Below are 24966 nucleotides of genomic sequence, written 5' to 3'. Positions count from 1 at the left end.
CCAATCCCCTAAAGGAAAGGTGTCATGAGGAATCGTCATTCCAAGGACGTGCCTAGCCAGAACCTGACTGACACAACCGGGAAGGGCGGTTCCTCACCCCAGCAGCCGCCCACTGGCTCCACTCTGGAATCCATGGGCGGCTCTGCCGCATCCGCGGGTAAGAAGAACAAGAAGGGCGACGGCCTGATCACGGTCATGATCGTGGTCTGCTCGCTCGTCCTGCTGTCGGGCATCGGCCTGCTGCTGTACCCCACCGTCGCGGACTGGTGGAACAGGCAGCACGCTTCCCGCGCCGTCGCCAGCTACGTCGAGCAGGTGGACGACATGAGCGCGGAAAAGAAGGAGCAGATGCTCGCCGACGCCCGCGCCTACAACGAAAAGCTCAACACCCTCCCGAACCGTTGGAACCTGACCGACGAGGAGCGGGAGGAATACAACCGAACATTGGACGTGACGGGCACTGGCATCATGGGATACATCACCATCCCGGCACTCAAGGCCAGGCTCCCGATCTACCACGGCACCGAAGAGTCGGTGCTGCAGATCGCGGGCGGTCACCTCGAAGGCAGCTCGCTGCCGGTCGGCGGCGAGGGCACCCACACGGCGGTCTCCGGGCACACCGGCCTGCCGAGCGCGAAGCTCTTCACCGGCCTGGACAGCCTCAAGGAGGGCGACACCTTCGCCTTCCACGTGCTGGACGACACGTACACCTACCAGGTCGACCAGATCCGGGTGGTGCTGCCGAACGAGATGCGCGACCTCGACTTCAGTGCCGACCAGGACTATGCCACGCTCATCACGTGCACGCCCTACGGCGTGAACTCGCATCGCCTGCTGGTGCGCGGCCACCGGATCCCGAACCCGGTGGAGACCGTCAGCGAAGCGGAGTATGCGAAGGCGGACCGAGACCAGACCATCGTCATCGGCATCGCCGCGGCACTCATCGTGCTGTTCATTGCATGGATCGTCTCCATCGTCATCCGCCGCTCCAAGCGGTCCGGACGGGGAAGCCTGCCGAACGCCAAGGTGAGGCACGCGAAATAAGGATTTTGCCGCACGCGCGTCGCGCGGCGGGAGAGAAGACCTACACACAGAACCTAGGAAAAAGGGGAGAACATGACACGGCATACCATTGCCAGCCGGCTCGCACCCGCGCTGCTGTGCGTGGCCTCGATGTTGGCGACGCTCGGGTTCGGTGCCGCGGGGGCGGTCGCCGACGAACTGCCGCCCGAGGACACCGACGCCAAGGGCAGCATCACCGCCACCTTCGAATACAACGGCGAGAAGGTGGAAGGATCCGAGTTCTACCTGTACAAGGTGGCGAACTGGGACAAGGACAACCCGGACGAACCGCTGAGTTCCCAGCTCACCGACGAATTCAAGGACGAGGTCTTCAAGGACGTCAACTGGTCGCTCCTGGACACCAAGTACGAGGCGGACGAGAACGGCAACAAGCCCTTCGCCGAGGACTGGTACGACCTGGCCACCACGCTCTTCCAGACCATGAAGGCCAACCAGTTCGGCTCCGACTACGTGGCCACCGGCACCACGGACGCCGACGGCGTGGTCACCTTCACCGGGCTGAGCGACGGCGTGTACTTCCTCATCTCCCCGCTCTACGCCCTGCCGAAGGCCGTGTATTCCGCGCAGCTCGTCTCCGTCCCCGAAGGCACCGCCGCCGAGTACGAGGGCCGTCAGGTGCAGGTGAGTGTCAAGGGCACCCCGTGGAGCGGCAAGGACCCGATCCATGTGAAGAAGATCTGGAACGACTCCAATGCGCCCGACCGCCCCACCTCCATCAAGGTGACCCTGTTCTACCAGTTCGACGAGGACGGCCCCTTCGAGGAGTACGAGACCGTCGAGCTCAACGCAGCCAACAACTGGTCCTACGAGTGGACCCGCCTGCCCGAGTCCATGGACTACGTGGTGCAGGAGACCGAGGTTCCGGAAGGCTACACCATGCACATGGAAGTCGACCGTGTCTCGGCCACCACCAGCTACTGGACCATCACCAACACCAAGCCGGCCACCCCGACGCCGACGCCTCCGGCCCCCACGCCGACCCCGGCGCAGACTGGTGCCGAGATCGCCACGCTGTGTGCCGTGGCGGGAGCGGCGCTGGTCATCGGTGTGCTCATGATTGTCAAGGCACGTCGCTCGGGCAGCCAGCAGTAACGAAGTTTTCTCCTTCGCACCAAAACCGGCGGCCGCCATCCCTTTCGGGTGGCGGCCGTCTTGTTATGCGGTTTTCGATGGGTGGGCCTCCGGATGGCAAGGGCTAGAAATCTCTCGTTTTTCCGTGACTTTTCTAGGACGCGGCCCGCCCGCGCGGGTCGCCCTAGAAAAGTCACGGAAAAACGAGAGATTTCTAGTGGGGGGCGGGCAAAATTTCCCACAGCCGAAAACGGCACTTGTACGGTGACGTACTACTACCATCCCTTCTTAGGGCCAGCAACGGGAGCGAATGAATCTCCCATGGCCCTGCTCGGAAGGGGAGATCATGAGACGCCACACGGTAGCCAGTCGATGCGCGGGAGTGCTCTGCGCCATCGCCATGGCCCTAGCCATGCTCGGGGGAGCAGCCACCGCATCGGCCGACCAGCTTACGGAGGCCGGCATCGTCAACGTCACCTACGCACACACCGCGGGCACGCAGCAGGGGCAGCGGCCCAGCGCCTTGGGGACGTCACGCTCCATATCTACAGGGTCGCCATGCTCGCCGACGGCAAGGTCACGCCGGTCGGCGCCTTCGCGGACACCGCACGGTTCCCGATTTCCTGGCCGACGCACGCCAGCGAGGAGGAGTACCGCGAGCTGGCGGCCACGCTGGCCGACCTCATCGCCGCCAACGGCACCCCCGCCGAGGCGACCGCCGTCACCGACGCCGACGGCCGGGCGAGCTTCGCCGGACTGGGGGAGGGGCTCTTCCTGGTGACCGCCGACCGCGTCGACACATCCACCCTCACCTGCGGCGCGTCCGCCATGCTCGTCGAACTGCCCAACGCATACGCGGCCGCCGGTGCGGACCGCATGGTCGCGGACATCGAACCCAAGAGCGACTGCGCGCCGCCGACCACGGCGACTTCCGCACTGCAGGTGCACAAGGTGTGGCAGGACGGCTTCGCTGCGGACAGGCCGACCTCGATTCAGGTGGCACTGCTCAGGGACGGCGCGGTCGACCAGGTGGTGGAACTCAGCGCGTCCAACAGATGGACGCATGAATGGACGCAGCTCGCAGCCGGGCATGACTGGCGGGTCGTCGAGCGGCAGGTGCCCGTCGGTTACACCATGGACAGCGACCACGACACCAGCGGCGACGGCACCGAAGTCGTCACCATCACCAACAGCAAACCGTTCACGGCCGGTGAAACGCCGGCGCAGACCGGCGCCACCACCGTGCTCGCCGTTGGCGTAGCCGTGGTGGCGGTCGTGCTCGGCGTGCTCATGATCATGCGCGCTTCCGCTGCAGGCGAGCAGGACGAGGGGCGGCGCGCATGATTTCCTCAACGGCATATCGTTCCACGGCTCACCGCGCGCGGCTGGGACTGATCGGCGGTATTGTCACGGTGCTGGCCATGGTCGCGGTGTTCTTCCTGCCCAGCGCCGGCGCCCCCGAGGCCTTCGCGGCGGACAACGGACTGCCCGACGGCTCCATGGCCACGTGGCGCGACCTGACGCTGACCACGAACCTGGACCGCGCGGACAACGCCAACAACACGGACACGGGCGTGGCGACCTACGTGGGGCGCGACTACTACGTGGCGGGCAAACCCGCTGACACGACGGTGCTCAACGCCACCAACGCGCCGATCGGCACCTACGCCGCCGAGGCCGAGGGACTGACCGTGGTGGGCGGCAAGCTCGCCATGAACCCGGTCAAGAACTCGTGGAGCGGGCAGGGCTTCCGCTTCGTGGCGGCCGGTTTCGGGTCGCAGTTCCGTCCGGCCGCGGGCAAGGTCGGCCTCGTGGTGGCCGGCGCGGACTCCGGCATCGGGACCATGACCACGGGCGGCGTCACCGGCGACATCGGCGCATGGACGCACGGCGGCTTCATCGGGCCGGGCCAGTGGGGCGACGGAAGCTGGCACGGGCCCGAGTTCGCGGGCAAGTTCGCCGGGCCAGTCACGCACTGGCAGTCGAACAGCGGGCGCGATTCCATCGTCGGGAAGATGACCGACTGGCACACCAACAGCGCTTGGTGGAACCAGTCGTCGCCGCTCGCCGACGTGAACGGGACGGACTACGGCACCTACGGGACGCAGGTGCAGTCGCTCTCCACCGAGCTGGACAAGGCCAAAGCCAACGGGACGGTCACGGTCGGCAATGCGCCGGCCGGCAGCGTCACCGTCACCGACTACGCCAACAGCAGCACCACCGTCACCTACACCTACACCGAGGGCGAAGAGGGGCTCATCACCTTCACCGGCGACGGGACCTCGCGCCTGCAGGTCTTCGACCTCACGGCACAGCAGCTCAATTCCTTCGGCAGCAAGGCCGTCGACTTCAGCTTCAAGGACATCGCCGCCGACGCGCCGATCGCCATCAACGTCACCGGCGGCGACGTCAGTTTCGCCCACGGCTGGCGGCTGTGGTGGAACGGCGTCGACATCGCCAGCGGCTACCTGCCCACCTCCACGTACTCCAAGCAGTACGGGCATGCGGCGGAAGCCATCATGTGGAACTTCGCCGACGCCTCCAAGGTGACCGTCACCGGCGGCAAGAACAACAAGAACAACGATGACCCGGCCTCGGAATTCGTCGGGTCGGTCATGGTGCCCAAGGGCAGCCTCGACTGCCACGTGACCACCAACGGCCGCGTGTGGGTCGGCCAGGACCTCGAGCTCAACAGCCCCACGCCGATCGGCGGCACCGACTCCGCGTCGGTCATCAACATGGACCTCGAACGGCACAACTTCCCGTGGGCGGCGGAACTCAGCCAGTCCGCGGGCCTCAAGTGGAACAAGGCGGACATGCAGGAGACGCTGCTGCCGGGGGCCTCGTTCGCCGTGTACGGGTCGCTCGCGGCGGCCAAGGCGGGGGACGCGTCCAAGGCACTCATGGTGGTCAAGGACGGCGACCTGTCCTCCGGCGACTGGGCCGACGGCAATGACGGTTCGTTCCAGGTGGAAGGGCTGTCGCCCAACGCGAACTACTACATCCGTGAAACCGTGGCGCCGGACGGCTACAAGCTCAACGCGAACATCTACCAGATGCCCACCGGTGCCGAAGGCACGGTGAGCAGCAACGTCTTCCAGGTGTACATGGCGCCGGACTACACGCTCGCCGACGGCACCCAGGACACCATGCACCGCACCCCCGACGGCGTCACCACCATCGTCGACGCGGTCAACGGCGCCGACGTGGCGTGGAAGAAGACGGCGGACGGGGATTCCTCCACGCTGCTCGGTGGCTCCGTGTGGCAGGTCAGCAACGGCACCGAGTCGTGGACGATCACCGACAACGACACCTCCGGCGTCTCCGGCACGTTCAAGGACGCCGATTCGGCGGCGGGACAGCTCAAGATCACGGACCTCAAGCCGGGCACGTATACGCTCAAGGAGATCACGCCGCCGGCGGGCTATCAGCTCAACGGGAAGACCTACGGGTTCACCATCGCCGACGGCAAGCTCACGTGGGACACGGACGTGGCGTCGCTGGTCACGGACGGTTCGCTGGATGTGGCGGACAGTCCCACGGCGGTCGACTGGTCGAAGACGGACGGCACCTCCGGTGCGGCCCTGGCCGGGTCCGCGTGGCAGGTGTCCAAGTGGGACGGGGCGTCGTACGCGTCGGTGTTCGACATGGCGTCGCAGTGCGCGGACGGGTGCCCGGATTCCATGGAGTTCTCCCAGGGGTCGGGGCTGCCGACGGTCGTGGTGACGGTGTCGGAGGGCGGGGCGGCCTTCCGCGTCGCCGGGCTCGTGCCGGGCAAGTACCGGATCTTCGAGTCGAAGGTGCCGGACGGGTATGCCGCGCCGAGCGAGGCGGAGGGTCCTTATTATTACTTCACCGTGTCCTCCACGGGCGTCGTGTCCGCGCTGGTGCGCGGCGGCGGTGCCGTGGGCGGCAGCGGGGATCCGGTCACCGGCGGCTCCAGGGCGTCCGGCACCGCCATCGCCAACGAGCGGCTGCTCGGGGCGGTGCAGTGGGCCAAGAAGTCCGGCGGCAGCGGGGAGTCGCAGGTGCTGCCGGGGTCCGAGTGGAAGGTCACGTATACGCCGGCGGATGGGTCCGGTGCGGATGGACAGAGCTTCACCGTCAGCGATTGCGCGGCGAGCGGGTGTGCGGTTTCCAGTGCCGGCAAGTGGCAGGTGAACGTGGATCCCACGGCGGGGCGGTTCAAGCTGGAGAACCTGCCCTGGGGCACGTACACCGTCAAGGAGACCAAGGCGCCGGAAGGCTACTATCTCAATGACAAGACCTTCACCTTCACCGTGGATGCCTCCACGGCGGGCACCGTGATCTCGCTCGGTGACGACGGTGTGATCACCGATGAGCCAGGTTTCGTGTTGCCCGACACGGGCGGCCGTGGCGAGCTGGCGGTGGTTCTGGGCGGTCTGGGCATCGTGCTGGTGGCCATGGTCGGCCTGGCGCTGGCGATGAGGCGTCTGCGGGCGTAGGCGGGATGTGACTGGGCGCCACACATGCCTCCCCGGGGGTGCCGTTGTGCTTATGAGGGGTGGGTTAAGCGGAACCTGCCGAGTATGGGTGCCTGAAAAGGTTGAAATGCCAATGGGCATACTTGAGGGGTTCTCCTTAACCTACTCCTCATAAGAAAATGCGCGCGATGATGATTCTGATTGGCCTTGCACTGGCGGTGAGGTGTTCGCAGAAGACGGGGCTTCTCGTCAGGAACAAGCACGTAAGGTTTCACGGAAGCGCTTTCGCACTCTTCCCAAACATAGCGCAGGAGCCGGCCCCCATGATGCACAGGGAATCCGGCTCCTACTTCCATATCCTCCGCAGAGGCTGGCCTATGGTCAATTATACTAATGGAGCTCCTTGACGTTCATTTTCCACTGATGGTGTATTCATGCAGCATGTCCTGGATGGCGTAATCTGGCGATTGTAACGTATGCTCCATGTCCCCCAAAGCACCTAGGAGCAGATCTGCGGGCCATAATCGGGCGTCCTCTTTTCCTGAACGGAAATCCACGCGCAGTGTGTCGATATAATGTCGTGATCGGAGGCCTTGGATAAGGGCAATGTCCTTCTTGTCTTGTGTTTTTTCTCGCGATTCCATGAAAAGGTGCGCCACGCCGTATTGTTGTTCGAGGAGAGGGAGGAGGTATTCAAAGCACTTTCCGCGAGCACGTTCTTGGGACATCGATACCATGGGGCGAAGAGCGACAACTACAAAAGTCGGTTCATATGAAGTTACTGCTGAAATAGCCCGTTGTTTTACGTGCGTAGTCATGTCGCGCCAATGCAATTTGGGAACGTCGACGCCGGTTCTTTGAAGAAGATCGGAGCGGAGGGAATCCTCGGGCTCGCTATAGATGCAAGCACCAAGATAGTATGTGGGCATGCCCGAGCCTTGGATTCGGATGCTCTCGTCTCCATATGCGCAACAAGAATCCATGGAGCTGCTCCTTCGAACCTATTCCTTTCCTTGTTCTTTCTATCAGATACACCACCTACGGTCGCAGGTGCTGGGGCGGAGTCCGGCTGGAGGGTTTGGGCTTGTTTAGGTGGCATTGTGCTTATGAGGGGTGGGTTAAGCGGAACCTGCCGAGTATGGGTGCCTGAAAAGGTTGAAATGCCAATGGGCATACTTGAGGGGTTCTCCTTAACCTACTCCTCATAAGAAAATGCGCGCGATGATGGATGGTGCGTGCGCGTCTGATGTGAGCGCTTCAGGTATCTGCAATCGTAAGAAGTAGTTCTTTTTTGCAGAAAGGTACAAATATGATATAGTTCTTGAAAAGAATATTGTGGGAGATGGTATCATGCTCATCGATTTCAGTTTCAGGAACTACCGGTCGTTCCGTGATGAACAGGCATTCTCCATGGAACGAGACGAGAGAGATGCGACTGAGGGGGCCGATATATCGCCCGTATCGGCCGTGTATGGGGCCAACGCATCCGGTAAATCGAATTTCCTGAAGGCGTTCGAGGCCATGCAGCGCATGGTGGTATCGAGTTACCGAGAGGGCGATGTCAACAGCGGTGTGCCGCAGGAGCCATTTCGTTTGGATCGGCACAGCAGGGAAGAGGCCACGGAGTTCTATGTGGAATTCCTGGGGCAGGATGGATTGCGGTATCGGTATTCCTTTGCGTGCGATTCGCAGGTGATCGTGTCAGAGGAACTGCGTCGCTACAACGTCATCGACGGACGGCCTTCGACCCGTTCGGCACTGTTGTTCCGTCGAGATGGTCAGGACGTCTCATACGGGGCTGCCTTCAAGGGTGCGCGTGCACAGATCAAGGAACTGGTGGCGAAGCGTCCCAATGCGTTGATGCTTTCGGTGTGCGCAGCCGTAGGCGTGGAAGTGACCCAGCCGGTTTTTGACTTCTTCTCCGTGCAGATCCGCTACTACGTGGCTGCAGGTTTCAAATCGGAGGAGCGGCGCATCCTCAACGAGTTGGCAGCGGGGAGTGCTTTTGCCAAGCACCTGTCGCAGCTGGTGCGATATGCGGATTTCGGGATCGATGACATCGAGCTGGAGAAAGTCGATTTGCTGCCCATGTTCGCGCAATTGCAGCAAACCCAGCCCGAACTCTTCGAGGAAGGTGGTGATTTGCATGGGTTGCTGGAAGGCGGCCCTGCGCTGCATCTTCTGTTCCGGCACGGCGGCGACACAGGTGCGGCGCTGGGTGCAGAGGAGGAGTCGGACGGCACCCGTGCCGCCCTGTCTTTCTTCTCCATGGCGTTGATCAACCTTGCGGGGCCGACGGTAACGCTGGTGGACGAAATCGACACGAGCCTGCATCCCAAGTTCGTGGAGGAGCTCGTGGAGCTGTATACGGATCCCATGACCAATCCGCATGGCGCCCAACTGATCTTCACCACCCATGACGTGTCCTTGATCAACGTGCCAGCATCGGGTCACCATGTCCTTGCGCCTGATCAGGTCTGGTTCGTGGAGAAAGGTCCAGATGGCTCATCCGAACTTTTCCCGGCAACCGATATGGGACTGCGCAAGGGCGAGAACATCGGCAAGAACTATCTCAACGGCGTCTATGGAGCGGCCCCGAAGCCGGCCTTCCACGATGTCTTCGCGCAGATCATGGCGCAGGAGGCGGCATAGTGGGACGGCGTCGCGAACTCCCCCACGGCCGTTGCGTACGACGGTCGGCACGCCAGCGCAAGCATCGTTATCTGGTCGTCGCAGGCGGCGAGGTCACGGAAAGGCAGTACTTCAAGCAGCTGGAATCGGTGTATGGAATAGTCATCGACTACCGGTCGTACAACGAGAGTCCCTCCAAGTTGGCGAGGCAGGCAGTTCGCATCAGGGATGAGGACCGTCGGGATACCGATGTCGATCCGTATGAGTGCGTCTGGGTTGTCGTGGACGTTGATCAATTCACGGATTTGCGCGATGCACAGCAGTATTGCCGAAGCCACGGAATCGAGTTGATCATTTCGAACCCATGCTTCGAAGTGTGGCTGATAGACCACGTCAGGGTGTGTCCGCCGTCGTTGACGCAGGCAAAAGCAGCCGAGGCGGAAGCCGTAAGATTGCAGGTGTCCGGTGGTGCGCGCGGCAAGTACGTGCATCTGGAGGATGTCGGCGATCTGTTGGATGTTGCGGTACGGAATGCCGAAAAGCACAATGACGATGGCAAGCGGGTGGGCCGTGATCAGCTCAATGGGCCCGCGTATGCGCCGTGGACGGATATGCCTGCGGTCATCAGGTATCTGGATGGCCGCGAGAAGCGCGCATGAGGATGCAGATTGGCGTCCCGTCCCTCTGAGAAATCTCTCGTTTTTTCTTGACATTTCTAGGGAGGGAAGCAATCACGCCTAGCGCGCCACCAGCCTCGAATTGCGGCCTCCGCTCATGAGTGAGCTTCTCCGGCCGATATCTGTGCCTTGAGGGAGACGCAACACAGAGGATGCATTCCCGGAACCATATGTAGATACTATGTATCTACATATGGTTGTGCGTTAGCGGAGGCAAGGAGGAATCATGGCATCTCACGCTGTAGTGGCTCAGTGGGGGAATAGCGAGGCGATTCGCATTCCCAAGGGCATCCGGGAAGAGCTGGGGTTGCATGCCGGAGACACGGTCAGCTTGGAGGTGTCTGATGGAAGCCTGGTCGTCACACCTTTGGCTTCCGGGCGTCGTGTCGGCAGGTTTGATGTGCCTGATATCGGCGCATTGTTTCTGGAGTATGACGGTTCGTATCAGCCCCAGGAAGATGCCTTTGCGGCACCCGTAGGGCGGGAGGAATTGTGAGTGACTTTCGCCGAGGGGATGTCGTAGTGGCGACGCTTGATCCGTCTGCCGGGCATGAGCAGACGAAACGTCGCTACATGGTTGTTGTCTCCAACGATGGGTTCAACGCGCGATGCCATTTGACCATGGTATGCCCCATTACTTCCGCAGGTAACGGATATCCCCTGCATCATCAGGTGCGGGTTGTCGGTGCTGACGGGGATGTCAATGGTTTTGTGGAGGTTGAACAGTTAAAGGCGTTGGATCTGGAAGCCCGTGATGCGCAGGTGGTTGGCTGCCTGCGTCCGCAGGAGATGGATGCCGTCACGGCGCTCGTTCTGTCCTGTGTGATTGATTGACCCGGCTGCGTGTGGGCGGGGCGGCTGGGAGGAATCCCATGAGAGCATACCTTCCACATGTGGAGGCTTCCTTACCTAGAAATCTTTCGTGATATTTCTAGGTAGGGAAGCCTCCAGACAAGGGTGCAAGGCTTCCATACGGCTCCTAGGGCGCCACTGGCTGCTTATGAGGAGTAGGTCAAGCGGAACCCGCCGAGTATAAGGCCTTGAAAAGGTTGGAATACCAAGGGGCATACTAGGAGGGGTGTTGCTTAACCTACCCCTCATAGGCAAGTAGTGGTGGGTGCGGGGCTGACGCTCCTTGCTGCGAATGCTGCACATGTCGGTAAGGACGAGAACCATGGCGCTTTGCGGGGTAACGACGGATGCGGCAACCCGGTGTGTCGCGGGGGTTGGCATTGTTCGTGGGCGTGTGTATAGTTGGCGTTTGGTGTCTGGCCGCGGGCTCGCGCATGCCGGGCAGTAAGCTTTCCAAGTGAATAAAGGAACTGATTATGTACGCGATTGTGAAGGCCGGCGGCCATCAGGAAAAGGTCGAGGTTGGCGATACCATCCTCGTGAATCGTCTTGCTGCTAAGAACGGCGAGACCGTTGAGTTCCCGGTTGCGCTCGTGGTGGATGGCAGCAAGGTCACCCTCGCCGCTGCGGACCTGGCGAAGATCACCGTCAAGGGTGAGGTTGTGAACGACGATGCGAAGGGTCCGAAGATCCGCATCCAGAAGTTCAAGAACAAGACGGGCGTGGCTCGCCGCAAGGGCCACCGTCAGAAGCTGACCCTCGTCAAGATTACCGAGATCGCCTGATTCTCCCGACAAGTCAGTTTCAAGGTTTTCAACCAGCTTAGTTAGCGAAAGGAACCAATCATGGCACATAAGAAGGGTGCGTCCAGCTCGCGCAACGGTCGCGATTCCAAGCCCCAATACCTTGGTGTGAAGAAGTTCGGCGGCGAGGCCGTCATCGCGGGCAACATCATCGTTCGTCAGCGTGGCACCAACTTCCACCCGGGCCAGAACGTCGGCATGGGCAAGGACCACACGCTGTTCGCCCTGACCGATGGCCAGGTGAAGTTCGGCGTCCGTCGTGACCGCAAGGTCGTCGACGTGGTCGAGGCCGTGGCGGAGTAGTTTTCCGCGCCACATATACGTTGTGAAAGCCGCAGTGCAGAAGCGCTGCGGCTTTTTCGCATGCACTTCGTGGGTAGCGGGGTTGAGTGGACTGCTGGGCGGCCGGTAGGAGAGAGGCGGCCAGCCATGGCCCGAGTGACGCTTTCGACCCCGGCGACGGCGCCGCGGATGGCAGTCAGTCGCCGCATCGCTGTCGCATTCATCTCCCTGTTCACCACGTTCGCCATGCTGCTGGCCCTCGTTCCTGCCGCCGCGGCTGCCACCACCTACGACATCGACGCCCAGGGCTGGCTGGACGCCGACCACAGCTCCTTCCAGGTCTGCGCGCAAGCCAACGGCGGCGGATGCGCCACCCTGGCGGACAACACGCCGGTGTCCGTGGGTGACACGGTCCGGTTGGAAATCGCCTTCAAGGTGGGCAACGACACCGCCATCCAGGCAGGCGACCGGCTCACCTATGACTTGCCGGCCAACCTGCAGTTTCACGACATCGGCGTGCAGGCCTTCAAGGACTCCAGCGGACGCACCCGCGCCACCTGGACCATTCGCAACGGCAAGGCCATCATCGAATTCAGCGAGGACGCCGGCACCGAACTGTCCGGCTACGTCACCGTGGACGGCCAGGTCACCAAGGACAGCGGGGCGGCCACCGGCGGCGGCAGCATCGGCGGCTTCTGCGGCCTCGGGCGGTGGTGCGGTGCCCGGTCACACGGGACCCGGCGAGGATACAGGAGCAGGGGACAGTGGCGGGGGTGCCTGCGGGGACGCCGGTGCTGCCGGAGCGGCTGCGGGGAATGCCGCGGCTGCGCGTCCCGCACTGGCGAAGTTCCCCTCCACCAGCTTCGGTTCCGTGGACAGCCTGCCGGTGCGTCCGCGGTGTTGAGAGATATCAAATTCGGGCATATGGCCACGTATCCGATTCGGAGAAAGCCCGGTATTCCGCCAACCTTCCATCAGGGATACCGGACCATACCATCCCAAAAGATATCTCTCAACGAGGGCTGTCCCGGGAACGGAGCCATTCGGGCGGACTGTCAGACTGATGCCCTATGCCATTGCTTGCCGGATTGAATTCGTGGGTGACTCGTTGTATCTGTGCCTCGACGCCTTCCAGCACGCGCTCTGCTATGCGTTGTTTGCGGGCCAACGATTCCTCATTTTCGCCGGGCAACGCACGGGCTGTCTGCAGGGATTCCCGGCCTATGCTGCGTGCCATGTCCGGCAGGATTCGCGCATATCTTCGGAGCATGACGACCAGGACGTCGAAGTCATCAGGATTGCCGCTTTGGCGCGCCAGTTCGCGCCATGAACGCAATCCGATGCGGTCCCAGCGATAGTCATGCCCGATGCTCATCGCCATCCTGAACTGCTTCCGTCCTGGCTGATAGGGATAGAGCGAGGCGATGTCGTACAGCGGTGCCAAGCGTGGCGCCTCGCCGGGAGGCTCAAGGATCGCGTAGTTCTTGGCGTGGGCGTCGGAACCTCCCAGATAGTAATTGACGACGAGCGCACCATAGAACATGGCCACGTCATCCTCGTGAAAGCCATTTTCGCGCATGAATCGCACGATGGCAGCGGCACCGGGGCCGCCTTCGTTCTGGTATTTGAAAGCGGTCATCACACCCATCGCCTGGCACATGTCCTCCTGGTGGATGCGGTGCACCGTTTGGTGTCCTTCCTCCGGAAGCCATGCGCGGTCCCAACGTTTGCTGACGAGGGCGGACATGGTACCAAACCGACGGTATTGCACCGAAGCAGTCGGTAATCCCAAAGCGCGTACGATCCTCATGCACAAGTACTCGTCGAAGGATTGCTCGTGCAAGCCATTGACTCCTGGCTTGAGGATATGCGTGGTGGCGGCGCTACCCAAAGCCTCGTACCATCGGTCGCCGTGAGGGTCATAGGCTAAAGCGATTTTGCTTTGTGCGCCGTTCAGTGACCAATGTTCTTGGGGCATCTGCCACGAGGACGCCGTGCCGTTGACGAGGGAAGCCAATCGTTCGCCGATGCGTTCTGCGGACAGTTCGCGATATATCGAATCTGCGGGAGCGTTGCCCGACTGCCACGTGGCATACTGTTCGTCCGTCATGAACTGGACGGCGCCGCCACAGTCCAAGCCGATTGCGGTCAGGAGCGCGAATGGATTGCGGGGATTGACGCCATGGATGCGTCCGATGCCGTTGCGGATGGCGGGATCGTCGGGGAGAATGCCATCGATGTATGCCTCTACCGGGGTACCGGTCCAGGGTTCGCGACGCAGGGGAAGCCCCAATGACAGCGGGGTCACGTCCAGGGAATCATACGTCAGCATGTGGCTCCCGGCACGGTCCTCTTCGAGCATGCCGATATGTGCACCGGACAGGAGCACGTGCAAGTGTTTGGTTGTTGCAATCATGCTTATTGCCTTTCCTATTGCGCTGGGACGCCTGTTGTCTCTGCACGTTGGGCCAGGCGCTCCATGATGCGGTTCACCCGTCGGGCGTTGGCACCCGAAACCTGGACCGGGAAATCGACGGCGGTGTCTTCCTGGAGGTCGTCATCGGCGAATTCGGTTTCCGGGGGGAGTGGTGTCGGAGTTGGATGCTGCTTTGGCTGTGATTCATCCAGATGTGGAGGATGCACGGGCGAGATTCCCCCATCCGCCTCGGATATGCGCATGAGCAAGTCCACCTCCAGGATGCTGCACAATCTCAGTATTCGATCCATGCCGGGGGCGCCGATACGTCCGCTTTCGAGCATGCTGACCCAAGAGCGTGTCAGTCCCGCCCGCTCGGCCAGTTCATCCTGGGTCCAGCCAAGTGACTTGCGTGCGTCTCGCAGCAGTACGGTCACTTGTCGGATGGAGTGAACCGGGATCATGCCCATAACCGCCTTCTTTCTTTTCCGATGGTTTTGTCAATATGGCTAACATCGTAGGTGATGTTAGCCATATTGACAAAGTCAGTGCGATGTTCTCTTGTTTCCTCATCCTGGAAATCTCTCGTTAGGGCGAATTTGTACGGGAACTTGCCCGGTTCTGTAAGGATTCGTCGTCCCGGGTTCTCGTTACGGCGAATTTGTGCGGGCTCGCGCCGCAACCCGGATGAATTCGCCGGTTGCCTTGCACGCCTTCGGTCGTGGACGCCCGGATTGCCGAGGCGCTGAGCAGGCAAGCGGATCGTTCCGATATCGGGAAAGTGGTTGGCCGTCGATCTGTCTATGGTGTTGCTGTCCCGGAGGCGGCAGGCACGCCACGGGTCGCACGAAGGCTAGGTAGTACGGCGCATCGGACAGGTCGCGGCACCTGTGGATACGGGTCCGGCGCGGCAGATGGGCGGCCGGGACGTACCGGTCGCCACTGGCGTGCCGACACAAACGTAGGCGCGTGTCTTGAAGGGCTGGCCCCTGTTGCCTGTGGCTTGCACACCCTGAACAACAAGAACCGTGTCTGCCTTTGTGCCCGAAGACGGGCACACAAAACCAGCCAGCCCAAGTCCGCCCTGGAAATGTCACGAAAAAACGAGAGGTTTCTCAAGGCACCCAATAGGCCGCTGCCGGTAAGCTGGTGGGCATGAGTGATTTTGTGGACCGCGTAACGGTACATGTCAAGGGCGGCGACGGCGGCAACGGCTCCGCCGGCATCCGCCGCGAGAAATACAAGCCCCTCGCCGGCCCCAACGGCGGCAACGGCGGCCGGGGCGGATCCGTCATCCTCGTGGCGGACCCCAACGCCAACTCACTGCTCGACTTCCGCTTCATGCCGCACCGCACCGCCGGCAACGGCACCATGGGCCTGGGCGACACCAAGGACGGCCCCAATGGCGACGACCTCATCCTGCCGGTGCCTGTCGGCACCGTCGTCTTCACCGCGCGAGGCGCCGAAGGCCAGCCCAAGCGCCCCGGTGAAGTCCTCGCCGACCTGCGACACGCCGGCGACCGCTTCGTCGCCGCGGCAGGCGGTGCGGGTGGATTGGGCAATGCCGCGCTCGCCAACAAGACGCGTCGCGCCCCCGGTTTTGCGCTGCTGGGTGAACCCGGCGAGGAGCGGGACATCATCCTCGAGCTCAAGTCCATCGCAGACGTCGCACTCGTCGGCTTCCCGTCGGCCGGCAAATCCAGCCTCATCGCCGCGATGAGCGCCGCCAAGCCGAAGATCGCCGACTACCCCTTCACCACGCTCGTGCCGAACCTCGGCGTCGTGCAGGCCGGCGACATGCGCTACACCATCGCCGACGTGCCCGGCCTCATCCCCGGCGCCTCCCAGGGCAAGGGCCTGGGCCTGCAGTTCCTGCGGCACATCGAACGCACCGAGATCATCGCGCACGTCATCGACTGCGCCACCCTCGAACCGAACCGCGACCCGCTGCACGACTACCATGCGCTCGAAGAGGAACTCGCCATCTACGCGAACGACCTCGAACTTCCGCTCGGGGCGATACCGATCCCCGAACGCCCGCGCGTCATCATCCTCAACAAGGTCGATATGCCCGAGGCGAAGGAACTCGCCGAGTTCGTCAAGCCGGAATTCGAGAAGCTCGACCTGCCCGTCTACCTGGTCTCCACCGCCTCCCACGAGGGTCTCAAGGAGCTGAACTTCGCGCTCGCCAACCTCGTCACCGAGATGCGCCGTGACATCGCCCAGCGCGAAGAGGCCGCCGAGGAGGAGCGCGTCATCATCAAGCCCTTGGAGGAAAGCGGGCCGCGCCGCCGCGCCGGCCGCGACGTGCGCGAGTTCGACATCGTGCGCGAAGAGGACCGCAACGGCGACTTCTGGTTCACCGTCACCGGCACCAAGCCCGAACGCTGGGTCATGCAGACGAACTTCGACAACGACGAGGCCGTCGGCTACCTCGCGGACCGCCTCGCCAGGCTCGGCGTGGAGGATGCGCTGCGCAGGATCGGCGCCAAGCCGGGCGACGAGGTACGCATCGGCCGCGGCGCGCGCGCCGTCGCCTTCGACTGGGATCCGACCATCGCCGCCGGCGCCGAGATGCTCGACGGCTCCCAGCTGGGCGGCCGTGGCAAGGACCTGCGCCTCGAGGAGGACTCCGGCCGTGCCCACCGCCGCACCAACACGGAGCGTCGCCGCCAGTACCACGAGATGATGGACGCCCGCGCCGCCGTGCGCGCCGCCATGCAGGCCGAGCGCGAAGCCGGCCACTGGGCCGACCCCGGCATTGACGACGACCGCCACGACGAAACCAGCCTGTTCGGCCGCGGCGAGCCCGAGGAGTACGAGGAAGAGTAGGCGTTCTGCACCCTTGCTAGAAATTGTTCATTTTTCTGAACAAAATCCAGGATGTGGGCCGCGTGTGCGGCCCACCCTGGATTTGTTCAGAAAAATGAACAATTTCTAGCAAGGGTGCAAGGCACAGCCAGGGAAGAGAACCAATGCAACACAACGAGGAAGAGACACGCCGCGCGGTGGCGGCGGCGCGCACGGTCGTGGTCAAGGTCGGGTCGAGTTCGCTGACGCAGCCGTCGGGACACCTGGACGTCGACAAGCTCGAGGCGCTCGCAGGTGCGCTCGCCCAGGTGCACATGCTCGGCGGCCACGTCGTGCTCGTCTCCTCGGGCGCCATCGCCGCGGGCTTCGGGCCGCTCGGCTTCGAATCGCGGCCCACCGACGTCGCCACGCAGCAGGCGGCGGCCAGCGTCGGCCAGGGGCTGCTCATGGCGCAGTACGAACTCGCCTTCGCCCGTTACGGCATCAGGGTCGGCCAGCTGCTCATCACCGCCGAGGACACCATGCAGCCGCGCCAGTACCGCAATGCGCGGCGCACCATCGGGCGGCTGCTCGAGCTGGGCGTGCTGCCCATCGTCAACGAGAACGACGCCCTGGCCAGCAACGAGATCCGCTTCGGCGACAACGACCGGCTTTCCGCACTCATCGCGAACATGGTGCGCGCCGACGCGCTCGTGCTGCTCACCGACGTCGATGCGCTCTACACCGCGCCGCCGAGCAAGCCGGGGTCGCAGCGCATCGGCTTCGTGCCGGACGTCGCCGCGATGATCGACGGGATCCAGGTCGGCGGCTCCGACTCCGGCGTGGGCACCGGCGGGATGGTCACCAAGCTCGAGGCGGCGCGCATGGCGTCCGTGTCCGGCATCCCCGCGGTCATGACCTGCGCGCCGAACGCCGGTCCCGCGCTCATGGGCGACGCCGTCGGCACCGCCTTCGCTCCCGTGCGCCAGCGCGGGTCGGCGCGGCGGCTGTGGATCAAGTTCGCGTCGCATCCGCAGGGCGTGCTGGTCGTCGATGCCGGCGCCGCGGCGGCCGTGCGCGGCGGGCGGGCATCGCTGCTGGCCGCCGGTGTCGTGGAAGTGCGCGGCGACTTCGCCGCCGGCGACGCCGTGTGGATCGACGACGAGGACGGCAACCACCTGGCGCGCGGCCTGGTCGGCTTCGACTCCGAGGAGATTCCCGACATGCTCGGCCGCACCACCGCGCAGCTGCGCCGGATCCTGGGCGAGGAGTATGCGCACCCGGTGGTGCACCGGGACAACCTGGTGCTGGTGTAAGGCGTGGAAAGTCCGGGGAAGGGCTCCGAATCGCTTCGGAGAGTCACTTTTGGGGCATTACCAGCCTTCCCCACGGGTCTTTGCTTGAAAAACGAGCAATGACCCAGGCAATGGGCGGCCACGCCGGTACCATGGGCAGCATGACTACTGCAGAGCTCCCCCTGTCCGACCGCATCAACGCGGTGTCCCCCTCCGCCACGCTCGCCGTGGACTCCAAGGCCAAGGCCATGAAGGCCGCCGGCGTCGACGTCATCGGTTTCGGCGCCGGCGAACCCGACTTCGCCACGCCCGAGAGCATCGTCAAGGTTGCCGAGGAGGCGGTCGACGACCCGCGCAACTACAAGTACACGCCGACCGCCGGCCTGCCCGAGCTGCGCGAGGCCATCGCAGCGAAGGTGCTGCGCGACTCCGGCTACCCGGTGACCGCCGACCAGGTCGTGGTGACCAACGGCGGCAAGCAGGCCGTCTACGAGACCTTCCAGCTGCTGCTCGACGACGGCGACGAGGTCATCATCCCCACGCCGTACTGGACGAGCTATCCCGAGGCCGTCAAGCTGGCCGGCGGCAAGCCGGTCGAGGTGTTCGCCGGCGCCGACGTGAACTTCGAGCCGAGCATCGACGCCATTGAGGCCGCGCGCACCGGGCGCACCAAGGCGATCATCGTCACGTCGCCGAACAACCCGACCGGCGCGGTGTGGAGCGGCGAGACGATCAAGGCGATCTGCGAGTGGGCGGTCGAGCACGGCGTGTGGGTCATCAGCGACGAAATCTACGAGCACCTCAACTACGACGGCGTGCACACCGTCTACCCGGGCGCGGCAGTGCCCGAGGTGCGCGAGCAGCTGATCGTGCTCAACGGCGTGGCCAAGACCTATGCGATGCCCGGCTGGCGCGTCGGCTGGATGGTGGCGCCCGGGCGCGTGGCCAAGGCCGCCGGCAAGCTGCAGGGGCACATGACCTCCAACGTGAACAACATCGCGCAGCGTGCCGCGCTGGCGGCCGTGGCGGGTCCGCTGGACGCCGTCGATCGCATGCGTGAGGCTTTCGACGTGCGTCGCAAGGCGATCGTGGGTGCGCTCAATGACATTGACGGTGTACGCTGCCCGATGCCGACCGGCGCCTTCTACGCCTTCCCGGAGGTGAGCGGACTGCTCGGCCGACCGGTCGGGCCGAACCGCCGCGTCTTCTCCACCAGCGCCGAGCTGGCCGACGCACTGCTGGAGGAGGCCCACGTGGCCGCCGTGCCCGGCGAGGCCTTCGGCGCGCCCGGGTACATGCGTTTCTCCTACGCCACGAGCGATGAGGCGATCGCCGAGGGCATGAAGCGGTTCAAGGAGTGGGCCGAGGCGTGAGGCGGCTTGGTCGTTGAGAAATTGTTCAAAAAATGAACAATTTCTCAACGGGGAGAAGGAGGGGCGGCGCCGCGGCGTAACACGCCGAATTATGGGCGAAACGTAAAGAACACGCGCCGGGGATTGGACATCGTCGGCGGCGTGGTCTATTATCTCTTCTTGGCGGTTTTGCGAGGCTGCCGAGAGGGACCTCACGGACGGCCGCGCATGATCCACCTAGGGAAGTGGCGCAATTGGTAGCGCAACGGTCTCCAAAACCGTAGGTTGTGGGTTCGAGTCCCGCCTTCCCTGCAAAGACCATCAGCGAGTAAGTGTATTCAAATCCAGGAGGGATCATGGCACGCAAGACCGACCATGGTGAGGAAGTCATCCAGCCGAATGTGTTCATGCGCATCGGCCTGTTCTTCAAGCAGATCATCGACGAGCTGCGCAAGGTCGTCACCCCGACCGGCAAGCAGCTGTTCTGGTGGTCGCTGGCGGCGTTCATCTTCGTCGCCCTGCTCATGGTGTGCGTCACCGCCATGGACTACGGCCTCGGCCAGCTCGCCTTCCTGATCTTCGGCTGAGCGCCGCATCGAACGGTTTGCCCCAACGGTTATACTCGTTGGGGCATTATCATTTTCCATGATTGTAGTTTTTCCCAGCAAACCAGTAAAGGTGAACGTGCATGAGTGACGAAGTGAACCTCGACCAGCAGCCCGTCGCGGGCGCAGAGGAGACGGTCGACGCCGAGACGGCCGCGAACGATCAGATCGACGACGTCCAGGCGGCTTCGGACAGCGAGGACATCGCCGAGGGCATGGCCTACGACGCCATGGCGGCATCCGACCTGGCCGACGACGCCGACAAGGCCGAGGCACAATCCGTGAGCATCGAGGAGTCCGTGGACGCCTCGCCGTCCGTGTACTCCGACGACCACTCCGACGGTGCCGCCGACGAGGACGCCAACGACGACGCCCCGGAGGAGGAAGCCGATGCCGGCGCCATCGCCGTGCAGGAGTTCTCCAAGTCGCTGCGCACGCTGGAAGGCAAGTGGTACGTGCTGCACACGTACTCCGGCTACGAGAAGCGCGTGAAGAGCAACATCGAGTCCCGCGTCTCCAGCTACGGCCTCGAGGACACCATCTTCCAGGTCGAGGTGCCGATGGAGGAGGTCGAGCAGCACACCGAGAAGGGCAAGAAGGTCATCACCCGCGTGCGCGTGCCCGGCTATGTGCTCATCCGCATGAACCCGGACGAGGACGCCCGCCGCATCGTGCGCGAGACCGAGGGCGTCACCGGCTTCGTCGGCCCCACCCGTGAGCCCGCACCGCTGACCCGCAAGGAAGTCGTGCAGATGATGGCCCCGATGATCGCCTCCCAGGCGCTCAAGGCCGCCGGCGACAAGCCCGCCGCCGCCAAGAAGCGCACCGTCGAGGTCTCCTACGCCGTGGGCGACCAGGTGACCGTCACCGACGGCCCCTTCGCCACCATGAGCGCCGTGGTTTCCGACGTCGAGCCCACCACGCAGAAGCTCACCGTGCTGGTGAGCATCTTCGGCCGTGACACGCCGGTGGAGCTCGGCTTCAACCAGGTGGAGAAGATCGACTGACCTGATGAGAAATTGTTCATTTTTTGAACAAAATCTAGGGGGTGAGTCCGGTGAACCGGACTCACCCCCTAGATTTTGTTCAAAAAATGAACAATTTCTCGTGGGGGAGGAGGGCGGGGGGATGCGGGGCGCTTATGGTTAGGCATGGGTCGTGCAATAATGGATAAGTTGTGTCATGGAGGGGGCGTATTGGCGCACCCGCTTGCACAGCACAGCAACAGTGATGCGGAAGGCGCGGGGTCGAACCCGCACCGTTTGACCGCTTGACAGAAAGAAGAACCATACTATGGCTCCCAAGAAGAAAGTCTCGGCGCTGATCAAGCTCCAGATCGAGGCTGGCAAGGCCAACCCGGCCCCGCCGCTCGGTCCGGCCCTCGGCTCCCATGGCGTGAACATCATGGACTTCTGCAAGGCGTACAACGCTCAGACGCAGGACAAGATGGGTCAGGTCATCCCGGTCGAGATCACCGTCTACGAAGACCGTTCCTTCACCTTCATCCTCAAGACCCCTCCGGCCGCCGCCCTCCTCAAGAAGGCCGCCGGCATCCAGAAGGGCGCGTCCAACCCGCTGACCGACAAGGTCGGCACGGTGACCAAGGACCAGGTGCGCGAGATCGCCGAAACCAAGATGGCTGACCTCTCCGCTCGTGACGTCGAAGCCGCAATGAAGATCATCGAGGGCACTGCGCGCTCGATGGGCATCACGGTGACCGACTGAGAGGAGACAGACAGATGGCTAAGCATTCCAAGAAGTACCGCGAAGCGGCAGAGCGCATCGATCGCAACAACCTGTACACGCCGGAAGAGGCAATCGCCCTCCTCAAGAGCATGCCGACCTACAACTTCGACCAGTCCGTCGAGGCCACGCTCCGCCTGAACGTGGACCCGCGCAAGGCTGACCAGCTGGTCCGCGGCTCCGTGAACCTGCCCCACGGCACCGGCAAGACCGCCAAGGTCCTCGTCTTCGCCCGTGGCCCGAAGGCCACCGAGGCCCTCGAGGCCGGCGCCGACATCGTCGGTGACGACGACCTCGTCGAGAAGGTCGCCAACGGCTTCCTCGACTTCGACTCCGTGGTCGCCACCCCGGACATGATGGGCAAGGTCGGCCGCCTCGGCCGCGTGCTCGGTCCCCGTGGCCTCATGCCGAACCCGAAGACCGGCACTGTGACCATGGACGTCACCAAGGCCATCAAGGACATCAAGGGCGGCAAGGTCGACTTCCGCGTGGACAAGAACGGCAACCTGAGCTTCATGTTCGGCAAGCTGAGCTTCCCCGCCGAGAACCTCGACGAGAACTTCCGCGCCGTGACCGACGAGATCAAGCGCCTCAAGCCGGGCACCGTGAAGGGCCGCTACATCACCAAGGCGACCATCACCTCCACGATGAACCCCGGCATCCCGGTCGACGTCGCCTCCATCTGAGCCTGACGTTCGCCGGTCCGGACCGCCCGACGCCACGGCCCGCCATGCGCGGCGGCCGGAACGCCGGACGGCCCGGTCAGGGTCCAAGGCCCCGTTTCCCAGCAATGAGGGAAACGGGGCCTTGTCATACCCGACAGCATCCTCTGCCGCGTGTGTTCCTGCGTGCTAGAAATCTTACGTTTTCCCGTGATTTTTCTGGCACGCAGGAACACACGCCCTAACGCATCTGCCGGGACGCCCTGCACCGTTGCGCGTTCAGCAAATACGCCGACGCCCGAATCCAGTGCGCGTACGGCTGGCAATTGCAGATGCCGATAAATGGCAGGGGGAACTGTCCAAGGGGAACCCACACGGATCGACCACATGGTTGGCACCTGCCGTGCACGCGTCCATGCGCATGCACGGGCATAGAGGAACAGGTGTCTTTTGCCGGACCGTGAGGCGAGGGACAACATGACAAGGAGATTTCACATGAGGAAGGTCTGGAAGAGCCTGGCTGGCGCCGTCTCCGCGCTCGCCATCGCCGCCGCCGGCCTGGTCGGCGTCGCCACGGCGTCCGCCGACGACACGACGGACAGCACTGCCAGCGGCAGTGACAGCATCACCATCACGAACCTGGCCCCGGGCGACACCTATGCCGCCTACGAGCTGCTCACCGTCACCGGCGCCTCGGGCACCGGCGCCGACGCCAAGGTCGCGTACGCGTTGAACAGCAAGTACACGGCCGTCCTGCAGCAGGTCACCGGCCAGACCACGCCTGCCGGCATCATCGACTACATCTCCAAGCTGCCCGACGACGCCTTCACCGGCGCCGGCAGCAGCGCCACCACCGGCGGCGACGCCGCCGCGGTGCGCAGCTTCGCCGCCAGCGTCATGGCCGCCATCAAGGACGCCAAGCTGGAGCCCGACCAGGTGCAGACCGCCGCGGCAGGCGCCACCTCCGTCACCTTCGACCTGCCGCTCGGCTACTACCTGTTCAACCAGACCGTCAACGGCGCGCCGAGCACGAACACCAACTCGTCGTTCATCGTGAACACGAACCTGTCCGGCTCGCAGTCCATCGCCGCCAAGCGCGGCACGGTCACCCTCACCAAGAAGGTGAAGGACAACGACCCCAACGGTGACGTCACCGGCAGCACCACGTGGATCGACTCCGCCGACTACAACATCGGCGACAAGGTCCCGTACATCCTCGTGGGCACCATCCCCGCGAACTACTCCTCCTTCGACACCTTCAAGTACGTCTTCACCGATACCCTGTCCAAGGGCCTGACGCTGGACCAGTCCAGCATCCAGGTGAACGTGGTGAACAACCCGAACACGTCCACCGCCAGCGCGCAGAACATCACCAAGTACTTCACTGTCGCCACCAGCACCAACGCAGACGGCCAGACGGTCCTCACCCTGACCAACGACAACCTCAAGGCCATCCAGACTGCCGACGACGGCACCGCCGCGAACATCGGCCCCAACACGCAGATCGTGGTCAGCTACGACGCCACCCTGAACTCCAATGCCGTGATCGCCGGCGACGGCAACCCGAACACCGCGTCGCTGACCTTCTCCGACAACGCCAGCAACGACGGCTCCGGCGAGACCACCTCCACCACCCCGGAGGACAAGGTCGCCGTCTTCACCTACAAGGTCGACGTGAACAAGACCTTCGACGTGGGCAAGCCTGCCGACAACGACCTGCCGCAGTTCACCCTGTACAAGTACACGGGCACCGACGCCAACCCGACCGCCAGCTCCGAAGGCTGGGTCGAGTACACCAACGGCCTGGAGACCAGCGCCACGAAGACCGTCACCGCGAACGCCGACGGCACCTACACGCTGTCCTTCCAGGGCCTGGACGCCGGCACCTACAAGCTCGTCGAGTCCCACACCCCTGGCGGCTACAACACCGCGGCCCCCGAGGTGTTCACCATCAACGCGGACCATGAGATCACGTCCGACGACCCGAAGCTGCTGGGCACCACCAGCCCGAACGTGACGCTGAACATCCAGAACACCTCCGGTTCCATGCTGCCGAGCACCGGCGGCATCGGCACCACGCTGTTCTACGGCATCGGCGCCGTCCTGGTGCTGGCTGCCGGCATCGGTCTGGTCGTGGCCGTGCGCCGTCGCCGCGCCTAGCGGACGCACCCGTCTGTCCCTTTTTCGTTAAAGCGGGCACCGGGTCGGGGGCGTTTCCCGGATTAAAGCGGGCACCGGGTCGAAGAACCTTGGGTTCTT

The 24966-nt window shown here is 63.6% G+C and carries 22 protein-coding genes and 1 tRNA gene; 20 read left to right on the top strand and 3 right to left on the bottom strand.

Annotated features, from left to right (window positions below; translation table 11 throughout):
* The first annotated feature begins 24 nt into the window (after positions 1-24).
* The 4 genes from BCUN_RS05935 (at position 25) to BCUN_RS05920 (ending at position 6620) form a co-directional block, all read left to right on the top strand.
* Positions 25-1044 carry a class C sortase gene (locus BCUN_RS05935; RefSeq protein ID WP_420796468.1) on the top strand — a complete coding sequence of 340 codons (1020 nt, stop codon included), beginning with the start codon at positions 25-27 and terminating at the stop codon, positions 1042-1044.
* A 72-nt stretch (positions 1045-1116) separates the two neighbouring features.
* Positions 1117-2175, top strand: coding sequence for a Cna B-type domain-containing protein (locus BCUN_RS05930; RefSeq protein ID WP_033517688.1), 1059 nt, complete (start codon positions 1117-1119; stop codon positions 2173-2175).
* A 537-nt stretch (positions 2176-2712) separates the two neighbouring features.
* Positions 2713-3498 carry a Cna B-type domain-containing protein gene (locus BCUN_RS12555; protein WP_033517687.1) on the top strand — a complete coding sequence of 262 codons (786 nt, stop codon included), beginning with the start codon at positions 2713-2715 and terminating at the stop codon, positions 3496-3498.
* Complete coding sequence (locus BCUN_RS05920) at positions 3495-6620, top strand: SpaA isopeptide-forming pilin-related protein (RefSeq protein ID WP_034258474.1); 3126 nt, start codon at positions 3495-3497, stop codon at positions 6618-6620. Before BCUN_RS12555 ends, BCUN_RS05920 begins: the two co-directional genes overlap by 4 nt.
* A gap of 389 nt (positions 6621-7009) precedes the next feature.
* On the opposite strand, the gene BCUN_RS12275 is transcribed toward BCUN_RS05920, so the two are convergent.
* The gene (locus tag BCUN_RS12275) at positions 7010-7528 is read right to left on the bottom strand and encodes a hypothetical protein (protein ID WP_152598159.1); all 519 of its coding nucleotides are present in this window, start codon (positions 7526-7528) and stop codon (positions 7010-7012) included.
* A 421-nt stretch (positions 7529-7949) separates the two neighbouring features.
* Here BCUN_RS12275 and BCUN_RS05905 point away from each other — a divergent pair, with 421 nt between their 5' ends.
* The 7 genes from BCUN_RS05905 to BCUN_RS05875 all read left to right on the top strand — a co-directional run bounded on the left by BCUN_RS05905 (position 7950) and on the right by BCUN_RS05875 (position 12936).
* Positions 7950-9251 carry an AAA family ATPase gene (locus BCUN_RS05905; protein WP_033517154.1) on the top strand — a complete coding sequence of 434 codons (1302 nt, stop codon included), beginning with the start codon at positions 7950-7952 and terminating at the stop codon, positions 9249-9251.
* On the top strand, positions 9251-9889 hold the full coding sequence (locus BCUN_RS05900; protein WP_033517156.1) for an RloB family protein: 639 nt from the start codon (positions 9251-9253) through the stop codon (positions 9887-9889). The genes BCUN_RS05905 and BCUN_RS05900 overlap by 1 nt, the downstream gene beginning before the upstream one ends.
* 244 nt (positions 9890-10133) lie before the next feature.
* Complete coding sequence (locus BCUN_RS05895; RefSeq protein WP_051920858.1) at positions 10134-10403, top strand: AbrB/MazE/SpoVT family DNA-binding domain-containing protein; 270 nt, start codon at positions 10134-10136, stop codon at positions 10401-10403.
* Positions 10400-10741 (top strand): type II toxin-antitoxin system PemK/MazF family toxin, encoded by a 342-nt coding sequence (locus BCUN_RS05890; RefSeq protein WP_033517160.1) that lies wholly within the window; start codon positions 10400-10402, stop codon positions 10739-10741. Before BCUN_RS05895 ends, BCUN_RS05890 begins: the two co-directional genes overlap by 4 nt.
* A gap of 494 nt (positions 10742-11235) precedes the next feature.
* Positions 11236-11544: a 50S ribosomal protein L21 gene (rplU, locus tag BCUN_RS05885; protein ID WP_033517162.1), complete on the top strand. Its 309-nt coding sequence runs from the start codon at positions 11236-11238 to the stop codon at positions 11542-11544.
* 60 nt (positions 11545-11604) lie between these two features.
* Positions 11605-11865 carry a 50S ribosomal protein L27 gene (gene rpmA, locus BCUN_RS05880; RefSeq protein WP_033517164.1) on the top strand — a complete coding sequence of 87 codons (261 nt, stop codon included), beginning with the start codon at positions 11605-11607 and terminating at the stop codon, positions 11863-11865.
* Positions 11866-12033: 168 nt separating this feature from the next.
* The gene (locus BCUN_RS05875; protein WP_152598160.1) at positions 12034-12936 is read left to right on the top strand and encodes an Ig-like domain-containing protein; all 903 of its coding nucleotides are present in this window, start codon (positions 12034-12036) and stop codon (positions 12934-12936) included.
* On the opposite strand, the gene BCUN_RS05870 is transcribed toward BCUN_RS05875, so the two are convergent.
* Both BCUN_RS05870 and BCUN_RS05865 read right to left on the bottom strand, forming a co-directional pair.
* Complete coding sequence (locus BCUN_RS05870) at positions 12857-14260, bottom strand: type II toxin-antitoxin system HipA family toxin (protein WP_051920857.1); 1404 nt, start codon at positions 14258-14260, stop codon at positions 12857-12859. The two genes, BCUN_RS05875 and BCUN_RS05870, sit on opposite strands and share 80 nt — an antisense overlap.
* A 14-nt stretch (positions 14261-14274) precedes the next feature.
* Complete coding sequence (locus BCUN_RS05865; RefSeq protein WP_033517168.1) at positions 14275-14730, bottom strand: helix-turn-helix domain-containing protein; 456 nt, start codon at positions 14728-14730, stop codon at positions 14275-14277.
* Between the two features lie 685 nt (positions 14731-15415).
* On the opposite strand from BCUN_RS05865, the gene obgE reads away from it, so the two are divergent.
* The 9 genes from obgE (at position 15416) to BCUN_RS05820 (ending at position 24867) form a co-directional block, all read left to right on the top strand.
* Positions 15416-17092: a GTPase ObgE gene (gene obgE, locus BCUN_RS05860; protein ID WP_033517170.1), complete on the top strand. Its 1677-nt coding sequence runs from the start codon at positions 15416-15418 to the stop codon at positions 17090-17092.
* A gap of 143 nt (positions 17093-17235) precedes the next feature.
* Positions 17236-18366 carry a glutamate 5-kinase gene (proB, locus tag BCUN_RS05855; protein WP_033517172.1) on the top strand — a complete coding sequence of 377 codons (1131 nt, stop codon included), beginning with the start codon at positions 17236-17238 and terminating at the stop codon, positions 18364-18366.
* Between the two features lie 131 nt (positions 18367-18497).
* Positions 18498-19718: a pyridoxal phosphate-dependent aminotransferase gene (locus BCUN_RS05850; RefSeq protein ID WP_162178416.1), complete on the top strand. Its 1221-nt coding sequence runs from the start codon at positions 18498-18500 to the stop codon at positions 19716-19718.
* A gap of 218 nt (positions 19719-19936) precedes the next feature.
* A tRNA-Trp gene (locus BCUN_RS05845) sits at positions 19937-20009 on the top strand.
* 44 nt (positions 20010-20053) lie between these two features.
* Positions 20054-20284, top strand: coding sequence for a preprotein translocase subunit SecE (gene secE, locus BCUN_RS05840; protein ID WP_033518401.1), 231 nt, complete (start codon positions 20054-20056; stop codon positions 20282-20284).
* 101 nt (positions 20285-20385) lie between these two features.
* The gene (gene nusG, locus BCUN_RS05835; RefSeq protein WP_033518403.1) at positions 20386-21309 is read left to right on the top strand and encodes a transcription termination/antitermination protein NusG; all 924 of its coding nucleotides are present in this window, start codon (positions 20386-20388) and stop codon (positions 21307-21309) included.
* A 286-nt stretch (positions 21310-21595) separates the two neighbouring features.
* Positions 21596-22027 (top strand): 50S ribosomal protein L11, encoded by a 432-nt coding sequence (rplK, locus tag BCUN_RS05830; protein WP_033518406.1) that lies wholly within the window; start codon positions 21596-21598, stop codon positions 22025-22027.
* A 14-nt stretch (positions 22028-22041) separates the two neighbouring features.
* On the top strand, positions 22042-22731 hold the full coding sequence (gene rplA, locus BCUN_RS05825) for a 50S ribosomal protein L1 (RefSeq protein WP_033518407.1): 690 nt from the start codon (positions 22042-22044) through the stop codon (positions 22729-22731).
* Between the two features lie 471 nt (positions 22732-23202).
* The gene (locus BCUN_RS05820; protein ID WP_033518409.1) at positions 23203-24867 is read left to right on the top strand and encodes an isopeptide-forming domain-containing fimbrial protein; all 1665 of its coding nucleotides are present in this window, start codon (positions 23203-23205) and stop codon (positions 24865-24867) included.
* Positions 24868-24966: the final 99 nt, after the last annotated feature.

The sequence above is a fragment of the Bifidobacterium cuniculi genome (assembly GCF_000741575.1).
Lineage (GTDB): Bacteria > Actinomycetota > Actinomycetes > Actinomycetales > Bifidobacteriaceae > Bifidobacterium > Bifidobacterium cuniculi.
This window is presented reverse-complemented; position numbering and strand designations above follow the sequence as displayed.